9 protein-coding genes and 1 tRNA gene are annotated in these 13,157 nt (G+C 64.6%); 7 read left to right on the top strand and 3 right to left on the bottom strand.

What is annotated here, in order from left to right:
• Positions 1–583 precede the first annotated feature (583 nt).
• Positions 584–1,648 carry an Mrp/NBP35 family ATP-binding protein gene (locus METH_RS12005; protein WP_024090748.1) on the bottom strand — a complete coding sequence of 355 codons (1,065 nt, stop codon included), beginning with the start codon at positions 1,646–1,648 and terminating at the stop codon, positions 584–586.
• Positions 1,649–2,009: 361 nt separating this feature from the next.
• On the opposite strand from METH_RS12005, the gene METH_RS12010 reads away from it, so the two are divergent.
• Positions 2,010–2,219: a DUF1127 domain-containing protein gene (locus METH_RS12010; RefSeq protein ID WP_024090749.1), complete on the top strand. Its 210-nt coding sequence runs from the start codon at positions 2,010–2,012 to the stop codon at positions 2,217–2,219.
• A gap of 388 nt (positions 2,220–2,607) precedes the next feature.
• Here METH_RS12010 and METH_RS12015 read toward each other — a convergent pair whose 3' ends face one another.
• Positions 2,608–5,001 carry an ATP-dependent helicase gene (locus METH_RS12015; RefSeq protein WP_024090750.1) on the bottom strand — a complete coding sequence of 798 codons (2,394 nt, stop codon included), beginning with the start codon at positions 4,999–5,001 and terminating at the stop codon, positions 2,608–2,610.
• Positions 5,002–5,164: 163 nt separating this feature from the next.
• On the opposite strand from METH_RS12015, the gene METH_RS12020 reads away from it, so the two are divergent.
• Both METH_RS12020 and METH_RS12025 read left to right on the top strand, forming a co-directional pair.
• A complete protein-coding gene (locus tag METH_RS12020) occupies positions 5,165–6,310 on the top strand; it encodes an alpha-hydroxy acid oxidase (RefSeq protein WP_024090751.1) in 1,146 nt (381 codons plus the stop codon).
• Between the two features lie 323 nt (positions 6,311–6,633).
• Positions 6,634–10,077: a pyruvate carboxylase gene (locus METH_RS12025; RefSeq protein WP_024090753.1), complete on the top strand. Its 3,444-nt coding sequence runs from the start codon at positions 6,634–6,636 to the stop codon at positions 10,075–10,077.
• A gap of 165 nt (positions 10,078–10,242) precedes the next feature.
• On the opposite strand, the gene METH_RS12030 is transcribed toward METH_RS12025, so the two are convergent.
• A complete protein-coding gene (locus tag METH_RS12030) occupies positions 10,243–10,428 on the bottom strand; it encodes a hypothetical protein (RefSeq protein ID WP_156927483.1) in 186 nt (61 codons plus the stop codon).
• A 157-nt stretch (positions 10,429–10,585) separates the two neighbouring features.
• Between METH_RS12030 and METH_RS12035 the strand changes: the two genes are divergently transcribed.
• The 4 genes from METH_RS12035 to METH_RS12050 all read left to right on the top strand — a co-directional run bounded on the left by METH_RS12035 (position 10,586) and on the right by METH_RS12050 (position 13,125).
• Positions 10,586–10,660: transfer RNA gene (locus METH_RS12035), tRNA-Gly, on the top strand.
• A 144-nt stretch (positions 10,661–10,804) separates the two neighbouring features.
• Positions 10,805–11,764: a DNA cytosine methyltransferase gene (locus tag METH_RS12040; RefSeq protein ID WP_024090755.1), complete on the top strand. Its 960-nt coding sequence runs from the start codon at positions 10,805–10,807 to the stop codon at positions 11,762–11,764.
• Positions 11,765–11,824: 60 nt separating this feature from the next.
• Positions 11,825–12,727: a NaeI family type II restriction endonuclease gene (locus tag METH_RS12045; RefSeq protein ID WP_024090756.1), complete on the top strand. Its 903-nt coding sequence runs from the start codon at positions 11,825–11,827 to the stop codon at positions 12,725–12,727.
• Entirely contained in the window at positions 12,712–13,125 is a 414-nt protein-coding gene (locus METH_RS12050) for a very short patch repair endonuclease (protein WP_024090757.1), read from the top strand. The genes METH_RS12045 and METH_RS12050 overlap by 16 nt, the downstream gene beginning before the upstream one ends.
• The last annotated feature ends 32 nt before the right edge of the window (positions 13,126–13,157 follow it).

The following is a 13,157-nucleotide window of genomic DNA, read 5'->3' on the forward strand; positions in this document are numbered from 1 at the left end:
GTAGTAGGGATACTATGGGAATTGATGGCACTGCAACTGTTTTCTGCGGGAAACTGCCGGGCGGCTGACAACAACGGCAGGGATTCGCAAGAGATTCGTGACCATATCGGGGCAAAATCGCGAACTTGTTGTGCAATCCGAACCCAAAAACACCACATGTAGAGGTGAGTTGCACTCGCAATTTTTCTCCCATAGTTTCCCGCGATTCCACGAGAAGGCATCCATCACCTGCGGATATTCCCTTTACGTTCTCCCTCCGCCGCCAAGGGCCCGCCGGAATACCCCGATATCAGCGCTTCAACAGCGCGTGATTCGCGCCCCAAAGAGGCAGGCGGGGCAAAGCGGGCCATAATTTCCCATGCCGCCCATGAATTCCCGCCGGTCCCGTGAATTCCCAGCTGACCCATGCCATCCCGCCGGTCCCATACCGCCCCATGCGGGGCCGCCCGGCCCGCAGGCCGCCGAACCGGGCGCATAATCCCACCTGAGCCCAAGCCAAGGGTGCGAACCGCAAACGGCCCGCCAACGAGGCGGGCCATCCGGGACTTTACGAGAGAGTTAGAGAGAGAGAGGCCCGCCGCGGTCAGGCCATGCCGCCGCCGATCAGACCTTCGGCAATCCGCGCATAGGCCATGGCCATCGGCCCCTCGCCCGCAGCGATGGGCGTGCCGCTGTCGCCGGCCAGGCGGGTTTCCAGATCGATCGGCAGGGCGCCCAGGAGCGGCAGGCCAAGCGCCGCAGCTTCAGCGGCGACACCGCCATGGCCAAAGATGTGATGCTCGCCGCCGCAGTCCGGGCAGGTGAAGAATGACATGTTCTCGATCAGGCCCAGAACCGGGGTATTCAGCGTCTTGAGCATGTCCATCGCCTTGCGCGCATCCAGCAGCGCCACATCCTGCGGGGTGGAGACGACGATGGCGCCGGTCAGTTCCGTCTTGGTGCAAAGCGTCAGCTGCACATCGCCGGTGCCGGGCGGCAGATCGACGATCAGCACGTCCAGCTCTCCCCAGTTCACCTGCCCCAGCATCTGCTGCAGCGCCCCCATCAGCATCGGGCCGCGCCAGACCACCGCCTTGCCCTCCTCCAGCATGAAGCCGATCGACATCAGGGTAACGCCATGGGCGTGCAGCGGCTCGATGATCTTGCCATCAGGGCTGGCAGGCCGGCCCTTGGCGCCCATCATGCGGGGCTGCGAGGGGCCATAGATGTCGGCGTCCAGCAGGCCGACCTTGCGCCCCTGCTTGGCCAGCGCCACCGCAAGGTTGGAGGAGACGGTGGATTTGCCCACCCCGCCCTTGCCGGAGGCAATTGCCAGGATCCGTTTGACCCCTGCGGGTTTCAGCGGCCCGGCCTGCGGTTTGGGGTGGCCGCCGACCTTGAGACTGGGCGCCGGCTGTTGCGGCGCATGGGCGGTGAGCGCGGCCGAGACGGTCTCGACCCCGTCAAGCGCCAGCACTGCAGCCTCGGCCGCTTTGCGCAAAGGCTCCATCAGCTTGGCGATCTCGGGGCTGGGCGCCTCGATCACAAAGCTGACCTTGCCGCCCTCGATGCGCAGCGCGCGCAGCATGTCGCGCGACACCAGCGTGCCGCCATCCGGCAAGGCGAGCCGCTCCAATGTTTCGCGAATCTGATCCTGAGTGACCGCCATGACTGCTCTCCTGCGTGTTTTCTGGCCCGTATATATGTGCCCGCCCTGCGCCTTGGAACCCGTCATGCCTGATTGCCGCAGCCCAGGGCCCGAGGTCAGGGGCCGCATCTGTCAACAGGGCGCGCCGCCAGCCACGCGCAGACTGCAGCCCGGCGCCCGGTAATTATACAGTTGCGCAACTGCTTGCCGGAATTTGCGTCCCTTTACAAAGGCATACCCAGAGCCACCCATGCAATTGCCGCATAGCAGCATTGACGTTGCACGGGATTGCGCCTCCGCGGAAGATCCCTAAATTACCCCTCAAGCGGCGCCGGGATGGCGTCAGGCGAATGACGAAACGACTGGACGAGGGAACGGAACCATGGCTGCAGCACATCAAATCTCCGCGGTGAGCGTGGCATCCCCGGCTGGCATCCTGGACGCGCTGATGGTGAAATTCACCCGCTACCGGATGTACCGCAAGACCGTCAGCGAACTGTCGGCATTGTCGGGGCACGATCTGGCGGATCTGGGCCTGCACCGGTCCGAAATCCAGCGCGTTGCCTATCAGGCCGCTTACGAGAACAACTAATAGAGATCAGGCCTTTTCTCCTCCTCCCTTGAAGGGCCTGTCCTACGCGGCGGCATCCTCCTCCTCCCTGATGCCGCCGCACCTATACCGGTTAACAGCCGGGCTTGAATCACCGGGATCTCCTCCTCCCTGAATTCCGGTGTTTGACAGAACGGCGGTGCCCCTCCTCCCTGGGTGCCGCCGTTTTTGCGTTTCTCCCCCCGAACAGCTCTCCCGCTGGATGCAGGTATCTGCAGCCAGGCAGCTGCCTGTCCGTTTTGCGCAAACTTTCAAGGACGGGGCGGCGCAGGCGCGGCGGGCAGCAGCGGGGGCCCCCCCCCGCCCCCCCCCCCGGGTTCGGATCGCTGCGCGATCCGATCCGCCGGTCAATCCTGGTAAATGGGAGGGATCAGAATGGCACGTCGTCGGTGGCGGAAACGAAGCGGGCGACCACTTTCTTGGTGCCGGCCTTCTCGAACGCCACTTCCAGCTTGTCGCCCTCGATGCCGGTGATGGCGCCATAGCCGAATTTCTGGTGGAACACCCGTTCGCCCAGGGTGAAACTGGAGGTGGCGGTGAGGTCGATCACCTGATGCTTGCTTTCCTTGGGCTGCGACAGCCCGCGCGCGCCTGCGCGCGCCTGCATCCGCTTCCAGCCCGGCGAGTTGTAGCCATCGGCCTGGGCCATTTTCTCTTCAATGGTGGAACGGACCTGGCCGCCGCCCACAGTATCGCTCATGGCGCCGCCCATAGTACTGGCCGGTGCTGCCGCCCCGTAGCCGCCGCCATAGAGGCCCGGCGGGGTCAGCACTTCGACGTGCTCCTCGGGAAGTTCGTCGATGAAACGCGAGGGCAGCTGCGATTGCCATTGCCCGAACACCCGCCGGTTGCCAGCAAAGGAAATGGTGCAGATCTGCTCGGCCCGGGTGATGCCGACATAGGCCAGCCTGCGTTCCTCCTCGAGCCCCTTGAGGCCGCTTTCATCCATTGAGCGCTGCGAGGGGAACAGCCCGTCCTCCCAGCCCGGCAGGAACACCGCGGGGAATTCCAGCCCCTTGGCGGCGTGCAGGGTCATGATCGAGACCTTCTCGTCCGCGTCCTGCTTGTCATTGTCCATCACCAGGCTGACATGTTCGAGGAAGCCCTGGAGATTTTCGAAATTTTCCAGCGCCTTGACCAGTTCCTTGAGGTTTTCCAGACGGCCCGGCGAATCCGGGTTCTTGTCGTTCTGCCAATGGGCGGTGTAACCGCTCTCGTCCAGGATGATCCCGGCCAGCTCCATATGGGTGATGTCGGCATCGCCGGCCATCCGGCCCCAGCGGGCGATGCCCTCAACCAGCTGGCGCAGGGCGCCGCCGCCCTTGCCCTTGATCAAGCCGCCCTCGACCGCCAGCCGGGCGCCCTCGACCAGCGAGACGCCGTTTTCGCGGGCGATGCCCTGAATGGTCTGCTGCGCCTTGTCGCCAAGGCCGCGTTTGGGGGTGTTGACGATGCGTTCGAACGCCAGATCGTCGTCGGGGGAAACCACAACGCGGAAATAGGCCATCGCGTCGCGGATTTCGAGCCGTTCATAGAATCGCGGGCCGCCGATCACCCGGTACGGCAGGCCGATGGTCAGAAAGCGGTCCTCGAACGCGCGCATCTGGTGCGAGGCGCGGACCAGAATCGCCATGCTGTTGAGGCCGGTCGGCGACTGGCCGCGGGTGCCGCGCTGCATCGCCTCGATCTCCTCACCGATCCAGCGGGCCTCTTCCTCGCCGTCCCAATGGCCGATCAGGCGGACCTTTTCGCCGTCGCCGGCGGCCGTCCACAGTTCTTTGCCCAGACGGCCCTGATTGCCGCGGATCACGTTTGCCGCCGCCGCCAGAATATGGCCGGTGGAGCGGTAGTTCTGCTCCAGCCGCACCACCATGGCACCGGGAAAGTCCTTTTCGAACCGCAGAATGTTGCCGACCTCGGCGCCGCGCCAGCCGTAGATCGACTGGTCGTCGTCGCCGACGCAGCAGACATTCTTATGCGCACCGGCCAAGAGCCGCAGCCAGAGGTACTGGGCGACGTTGGTATCCTGATATTCATCCACCATAATGTAACGGAACCAGCGCTGATACTGCTCCAGCACGTCCGGGTGGTTCTGGAAGATCGTCACCATGTGCAGCAGCAGGTCGCCGAAATCCACCGCGTTCAGCTCGCGCAGGCGGGTCTGGTACTGGGTGTAGAATTGAGTGCCGCGGCTGTTGTAGGCGCCGGCATCGGCCGCCGGCACTTTCTCAGGCGTCAAGGCGCGGTTTTTCCAATCGTCGATGATGCCCGCCAGCATCCGCGCGGGCCAGCGTTTGTCGTCGATGCCTTCCGCCTTGATCAGCTGCTTCAGCAACCGGATCTGATCGTCGGTGTCCAGAATGGTGAAGTTGGATTTCAGCCCCGCCAGTTCCGCATGGCGGCGCAGCAGTTTCACACAGACCGAATGGAAGGTGCCAAGCCACGGCATCCCTTCGACCGCCTGGCCCAGCATTGCAGCCACACGCTCTTTCATCTCGCGGGCGGCCTTGTTGGTGAAGGTTACCGACAGGATCTCGTTCGGGCGCACCCGGCCGGTGCTGAGGAGATGCACAATCCGCGTGGTCAATGCCTTGGTCTTGCCAGTGCCCGCCCCTGCCAGCATCAGCACCGGGCCGTCCAGGCATTCCACCGCTTCGCGCTGCGCCGGGTTGAGGCCGTCCAGATAGGGCATCGGCCGCGCACCCATGGCGCGGGCCGACAATGATGCGCCCTCAAAGGCGTCCATTTCGTCAAAACTGCTCATGCGCGCGATCCTAGCCTGATTCAATCCCGGCGGAAAGAGGACGTTCACACTCTGTTCGCTGGAGTGCCGGACAGGTCCGCAGCAGGTCCGCAGCGGGTGCGCGCCGCAGGGTCCGCAACTGCAGGGGCTGGACATTCAGGCCGGCCCGCCGGCTAATGCCCGCATGGATTTGCATCAGCAGTACCCCGGCCTTGAAGACCTGAAACGCCGCGCCGAACGGCGGCTGCCGCGGTTTGTCTGGGATTATCTGGACAGCGGCACCGGAGCAGAGGCCGCACGGGCGCGCAACCGGACGGGCCTGGACCGGGTGGGATTTCTGCCGTCGGTGCTGCACGGGCCGATGGAACCGGATCTTTCCACTCCGTTTCTGGGCACCGCCCATGCGCTGCCTTTCGGGATTGCGCCGGTGGGCATGTCCGGGCTGATCTGGCCGGACGCCGAGGGCATTCTGGCCCGCGCCGCCGCCGCTGCCGGCATTCCCTACTGCCTGTCGACGGTTGCCAGCCAATCGCCGGAGGACCTGGCGCCGCATCTGGGCGGGGATGGCTGGTTCCAATTGTACCCGCCCAAGGACGAGGCCATCCGCAGCGATCTGCTGGCGCGGGCGCGGGATGCCGGTTTCAAGACCCTGGTGCTGACGGTGGATGTGCCCGCCGCCTCGCGCCGCGAACGGCAGACACGGTCGGGGCTGACGCAGCCGCCGCGGCTGACCCCGCGGCTGCTGGCGCAGATTGCGCAGCGCCCGGCCTGGGCGCTGGGGATGGCGCGCCGGGGTCTGCCGCGGATGCGGGCATTGGACAAGTACATACCGGGCGAACAGGCCAACCTGCCGCCGACGGCCCATATTGGCTATGTGCTGCGCACTTCGCCGGATTGGGACTATGTGCATTGGCTGCGGCGCAACTGGGACGGCCCCTTTGTCATCAAAGGGGTGCAGCGCGCCGAAGACGCCAAACGCTTGCAGGCGGCGGGGGCGGATGCGGTCTGGGTCTCCAACCATGGCGGGCGCCAGTTCGACGGCTGCCCGGCGGCGATTGATCTGCTGCCGGAGATCCGCGCCGCGGTGGACCTGCCATTGATTTTCGACAGCGGCATCGAAGGCGGCCTGGACATTCTGCGGGCGCTGGCGCTGGGGGCGGATTTCGTCATGCTGGGGCGCGCCTTTCACTATGCGCTGGCCGCCCTGGGCGCCGCCGGCCCGGCGCATCTGGCTGACATGCTGGCCAAGGACATGCAGGCGAACATGTGCCAGCTTGGCCTGTCCGGACTGGACGCAGTCCGCAGCTTGCAGCGGCGCAAACTGGACTGATTGCGCGCCGCGCTGGCGCAATTTGCCCAAAAATCGGAGAATGGCGCCAAAATGACGCACCCCGGCCGCCACTTGCTCGCTGCGTCGCGGCAAAAATAGTTACAAAATCGTGCTGCAAGTGCGAAATTTCTGTGCTTTCCCGCCCGTTGCAAGCGGATGGTCAAACTGCGGATCCACTGCATCAGACGGCAAAACGCGGACCAGGAAAGCGAAAACAAGCCGCTTGAGAGCGCAATCATGCCGGAAATACCCAGAACTACGGTTGTGCGGTTCGCTAGTATCCGCCTAACACTGCACCAACTTGCACGGACCCCGAGGGTGAAATGACCGACTTCAAAAAGATCCTGATTGCCAACCGTGGTGAGATCGCCATCCGCGTGATGCGCGCCGCCAACGAAATGGGCAAACGCACCGTCGCCGTCTACGCCGAGGAAGACAAGCTCGGCCTGCACCGGTTCAAGGCCGATGAAGCCTACCGGATCGGCGAAGGCATGGGGCCGGTAGCGGCCTATCTGTCGATTGACGAGATCATCCGCGTTGCCAAGGAAAGCGGCGCCGATGCGATCCACCCCGGGTACGGCCTGCTGTCGGAGAACCCGGATTTCGTCGATGCCTGCGCCCGCAACGGCATCACTTTCATCGGGCCCAAGGCCGAGACCATGCGCGCCCTTGGCGACAAGGCCAGCGCCCGCCGGGTCGCTGTCGAGGCCGGCGTGCCGGTGATCCCGGCCACCGAAGTGCTGGGCAGTGACATGGACGCGATCCGCAAGGAAGCGGCCGAGGTCGGCTACCCGCTGATGCTGAAAGCGTCCTGGGGCGGCGGCGGCCGCGGCATGCGCCCGATCCACGGCGAGGACGAGCTGGAAGAAAAGGTGCTGGAAGGCCGCCGCGAGGCGGAAGCCGCCTTTGGCAACGGCGAGGGCTATCTGGAAAAGATGATCACCCGCGCCCGCCACGTCGAGGTGCAGATCCTGGGCGACAAGCACGGTGAGATTTATCACCTGTTCGAGCGCGACTGTTCGGTGCAGCGCCGCAACCAGAAAGTGGTTGAGCGCGCCCCGGCCCCGTACCTGAGCGATGAGCAGCGCGCCGAGATCTGCGAGCTGGGCCGCAAGATCTGCGCCCATGTGAACTATGAATGCGCGGGCACCGTCGAATTCCTCATGGATATGAACGACGGCAAGTTCTACTTCATCGAGGTGAACCCGCGGGTGCAGGTGGAACACACCGTCACCGAGGAAGTCACCGGCATCGACATCGTGCAGGCGCAGATCCTGATCGCCGAAGGCAAGACCCTCGCCGAAGCCACCGGCAAGGCCGGCCAGGATGAGATCAAGCTGAATGGCCACGCGCTGCAGACCCGGGTGACCACCGAGGATCCGCTGAACAACTTCATCCCCGACTATGGCCGCATCACCGCTTACCGCTCGGCCACCGGCATGGGCATCCGCCTGGACGGCGGCACCGCCTATGCGGGCGGCGTGATCACCCGATATTATGACTCGCTGCTGACCAAGGTCACCGCCTCGGCCCAGACCCCGGAGAAGGCAATTGCCCGCATGGACCGCGCGCTGCGCGAATTCCGGGTCCGCGGTGTGTCGACCAATATCGCCTTTGTCGAGAACCTGCTGAAGCATCCGACCTTCCTGTCGAATGAATACACCACCAAGTTCATTGACGAGACGCCGGAGCTGTTCCAGTTCAAGCGCCGCCGCGACCGCGGCACCAAGGTGCTGACCTATATCGCCGACATCTCGGTGAACGGCCATCCGGAGACAGAGGGCCGCGCCGCCCCCGCTGCCGACCTGAAAGAGCCGCGCGCGCCGCATGCGGAGCCGGGCAACCAGCCCTATGGCACCCGCAACCTGCTGGAGCAGAAGGGCGCCCAGGCGGTGGCCGACTGGATGAAGGCGCAGCGCCAGCTGCTGCTGACCGACACCACCATGCGCGACGGCCACCAGTCGCTGCTGGCAACCCGGATGCGCTCGATCGACATGATCAAGGTGGCGCCGGCCTATGCGCAGAACCTCAGCCAGCTGTTCTCGGTTGAATGCTGGGGCGGTGCGACCTTTGATGTGGCGTACCGGTTCCTGCAGGAATGCCCCTGGCAGCGCCTGCGCGATCTGCGCGAGCGGATGCCGAATCTGATGACCCAGATGCTGCTGCGCGCTTCCAATGGCGTCGGCTACACCAACTATCCGGACAACGTGGTGCAGGAATTCGTGCGCCAGGCTGCGGAAACCGGTGTCGACGTGTTCCGCGTCTTCGACTCGCTGAACTGGGTCGAAAACATGCGCGTCGCCATGGATGCGGTGGTGGAAAGCGGCAAGGTCTGCGAAGGCACCATCTGCTATACCGGCGACATCCTGGACCCGAACCGCGCCAAATACGACCTGAAGTACTATGTCGGCATGGCGAAAGAGCTGGAAGCCGCAGGCGCCCATGTTCTGGGCCTCAAGGACATGGCAGGCCTGCTGAAGCCCGCCGCGGCCCGCCAGCTGGTCAAGGCGCTGAAGGAAGAGGTCGGCCTGCCGGTCCACTTCCACACCCATGACACCTCGGGCATTGCCGGGGCCACCATTCTGGCCGCCGCAGATGCCGGCGTGGATGCTGTGGACGCCGCAATGGACGCCTTCTCGGGCGGCACCTCGCAGCCCTGCCTCGGCTCCATCGTCGAGGGCCTGCGCAACACCGACCGCGACACCGGAATCGACATAGCAGCGGTGCGCGAAATCTCTGGCTACTGGGAGCAGGTGCGGGCGCAGTATGCGGCCTTTGAATCGGGTCTCGCAGCGCCGGCTTCGGAAGTTTACCTGCACGAGATGCCGGGCGGCCAGTTCACCAACCTGAAGGCGCAGGCGCGTTCCTTGGGTCTGGAGGAGAAATGGGGCGACGTGGCGCAGACCTATGCCGATGTGAACCAGATGTTCGGCGATATCGTCAAGGTGACGCCCTCCTCCAAGGTGGTTGGCGACATGGCGCTGATGATGGTCAGCCAGGGTCTGACCCGTGATCAGGTCGAGGATCCGGAAACCGACGTGGCCTTCCCCGACTCGGTCGTGGATATGATGCGCGGCAATCTGGGCCAGCCTCCGGGCGGCTTCCCCGAGGGTATCGTCTCCAAGGTGCTGAAAGGCGACGCGCCGAATGTGGAGCGCCCCGGCAAGCATCTGGAACCGGTCGATCTGGAAGCGGTCCGTGCCGAGCTGTCAAAAGAGCTGGAAGGCTTCAAGGTCGATGATGAGGACCTGAACGGCTACCTGATGTACCCGAAGGTGTTCCTGGATTACATGGGCCGCCACCGCCAGTACGGCCCGGTGCGCAGCCTGCCGACGCGGACCTTCTTCTACGGCATGGAGCCGGGCGAGGAGATCACCGCCGAGATCGATCCGGGCAAGACCCTGGAAATCCGCCTGCAGGCGATTTCCGAGACGGACGAGAAAGGCGAAGTGAAGGTCTTCTTTGAACTGAACGGCCAGCCGCGGGTGATCCGGGTGCCGAACCGTCTGGTCAAGGCCTCGACCGAGCAGCGCGCCAAGGCGGAAGCCGGCAACCCGAACCACGTCGGCGCGCCGATGCCGGGTGTGGTGGCAAGCGTGGCGGTGCAGCCGGGCCAGCAGGTCAAAGAGGGTGATATGCTGCTGACCATCGAGGCAATGAAGATGGAAACCGGGATCCACGCCGAACGCGACGCGGTGGTGAAAGCCGTGCACGTTCAGGCCGGCACCCAGATCGACGCCAAGGACCTGCTGATCGAGCTGGAATAAGCCGCAGTCCAGCACCCACACGAGGGGCGCCCCGCCGGCTGGCAGGGCGCCCTTTTTTCATTGCCAGACGGCAGTCGGCGGAACCGGAACTCTGCACATAGTGCGGCCCTGAGACCTTGTGTTTCCGGGGCCGTCTTCCGGGCCGGAAAACGCCATGGCTCCGGATCAGGTTCTGAATTTTGCAGGGTGCGGCAGCCTCATGGTGTCAACCGGAACCGGCTTGATGCCTTCGATCTGTTCGGCCCAGCCCTCCGGCTCGGGCGCTCCGGACTGCTGCGCGCCCTGCAGAACCGTTCCCAGGACAATTGCTGCGCTCAAGCTGCCGATCCGCAGATAGTCTTTCCAAAGCACGGCCTCTATCTCCCTTAGAAAATCCGCTTGTTTGAAGGTGAAACGCACGGTCTGGCCACTTCCGTCGCGGCGGGCGCGGATTTTTTTCTTCCGCTGCCGATTTTCCTCTTGCAGCGCGTGCGGCGACGCCCTAAATCACCGCTCACCGGATGGCAGCGCGGGCGTAGCTCAGGGGTAGAGCATAACCTTGCCAAGGTTAGGGTCGGGCGTTCGAATCGCCTCGCCCGCTCCATCGGGAAACGAACAGGCCGTCCTTCGGGGCGGCCTTTCGCTTTTGGGGATTTCAGCATACCCTGCCCCGGTGCAGAGACCCTTGTGCGGAATCACCTTTCCGCCTAGGAACAGAGCAAGAACACGAACGGACGGGCAGAGCAGAATGCTGACATCGGTAGAACTATGCGCAGGTGCGGGTGGCCAGGCCTTGGGGCTGGAGGCCGCGGGCTTTGACCACACGGCGCTGGTAGAGATCGACAAGCATTGCTGCGCCACCCTGCGCCACAACCGGCCCCAGTGGAATGTGCTGGAAGAGGACGTGCGCAAGTTCAAGGACGTCGCAAGCGACTATAAGGGTATCGACCTTTTGGCGGGCGGATTGCCCTGCCCGCCGTTTTCCGTCGCCGGCAAGCAGCTGGGCGAAAAGGACGAGCGCAACCTGTTTGACGACGCGATCGAGATTGTCGATGCCACCCGCCCCCGCGCGGTAATGATCGAAAACGTGCGCGGCTTTCTGGATGCGGTGTTCCATGACTACCGCGAGAAGCTGAAGAAGCAGCTGTCGAAATTGGGATACGAGACCGATTGGCGGTTGCTGAATGCGTCCGACTTCGGCGTGCCGCAACTGCGGCCGCGGGTGGCGATTGTTGCCCTGCGCCGCGAGTTCGCCGGCCAGTTCAACTGGCCCGAGCCGCTGCCGCACAATCCGCGCACCGTTGGGGAAACGCTTTTGGACCTGATGCAGGAACGCGGCTGGCGCGGTGCCGAGGATTGGGCCGCCAAAGCGGATGAGATCGCGCCCACCATTGTCGGCGGTTCCAAGAAACACGGCGGCCCCGATCTGGGGCCGACCCGCGCGCGGCGGGCCTGGGCCGCGCTGGGGGTCGAGGGGCGCACCATCGCCTATGAGGCGCCGGATCCGTTCCACAACGACATGCCGCGGCTGACCGTGCGGATGGTGGCGCGCATCCAGGGGTTCCCGGACGCATGGCATTTCACCGGCGCCAAGACCAATGCCTACCGCCAGGTCGGCAACGCCTTTCCGCCGCCGGTGGCTGAGGCGGTGGCACGGGAGCTGAGGGCAGCGATTGCCAAGCCGAAGCTGCATGCTGTGCGGGCGTAACGCCTCCCCGTCATTCCAGAGCCAAGGGCAGCGCCCGGCCCTGGGCAGGCGGAACGCGAAATGAAACAGAAGCTCCCTGACAGCCTCGTTCTTCCCGGCCATCCGGATTTTGCTGTCCTTTCCGGACTCGCGGAGGAGATCACCGCCCGCGCCGGCGGTGCCTTGGCGCTGGAATACGACGTGCCGCAGATGCTGCGCCAGTGCATCGACGACGTGATCATGACGCCCAAGACCGGGCGGCGCGCCTATGAAGAGCTGGAGAAGACCGAAAAGACCTATATCGGCACCCGGGTCGAGATCGATCTGCGGGCGCTGTTGAAGCTGCGCAAGGGGCGGCTGGATACCGAGATCCTGGGCCGGGATGTCGATATCAAGCACACGATGGGCAGCAATTGGATGATCCCGACCGAGGCCCTGGACTGCGCCTGCCTGCTGGTGGCGGCGGATGAGGTGCGGGCGCGCTGCTATCTGGGGCTGGTCATTGCCCGGCCCGGATACCTGACCGCCGGTCAGAACAAGGACGCCAAGCGCAGTATCTCGGCGGAAGGGTTCCGCCATATTCTGTGGCTGCTGAAGGACCAGCCCTACCCCGCCAATTTCTGGCGTACAGCGGATGAGGCCGCGGTGGAGCAGATCTTTGCGGGCGCCACGGGCAACGTGCGGATGGCGCAGCTGTTCCGGCTGATCCGAGGGCGCCCCATCCCCCGCGACGTGGTTGAGGCGGTGGCGCAGCAGAAGGACTTCATGCGCCGGATCCGGGCGGATGGCGGCCACGGCACCCGCGATATACTGGCACGCGAGCAGATCGTGCTGCTGGAAGGCCAGAAGGACGCCCAGCTGATCAAGGCGCTGGAGCTGCCGCCCTGCCCGGCCAGCGCCTTTGTTTCCTGCCGGGTTGAAAGCGGCTACCATGCCCGCATGGTGGAACAATCCAGGCATCACGTGGAATGGCCGACACCCTGACACCCGAGCGGCGCAGCGCCAATATGGCAAAGATCCGCGCCAAGCACACCAAGCCGGAGATGCTGGTGCGGCGGATGGTGCACGGGATGGGCTTTCGCTACCGGCTGCATCGCAAGGACCTGCCGGGCAAGCCCGATCTGGTGTTCGGCCCGCGCCGCAAGGTGATCTTTGTGCATGGCTGTTTCTGGCACCTGCATAAGTGCCGCGACGGGCGCATCCCCGCCAGCCGCCGGGACTATTGGGAACCTAAACTGCTGCGCAACACCCAGCGCGACGCGCAACAGCAGGCCGCGCTGCAGGCGGCCGGCTGGCAGGTTCTGATCCTCTGGGAATGCGAGACCAAGGATCAGGACGCCTTGCAAAACCGGTTGCGGGATTTCCTGCAAAACGAAAAATAGCGATTATCCGCGGAGACTTGCGCGGTTTTTCA

The sequence above is a fragment of the Leisingera methylohalidivorans DSM 14336 genome, assembly GCF_000511355.1.
Classification (GTDB): domain Bacteria; phylum Pseudomonadota; class Alphaproteobacteria; order Rhodobacterales; family Rhodobacteraceae; genus Leisingera; species Leisingera methylohalidivorans.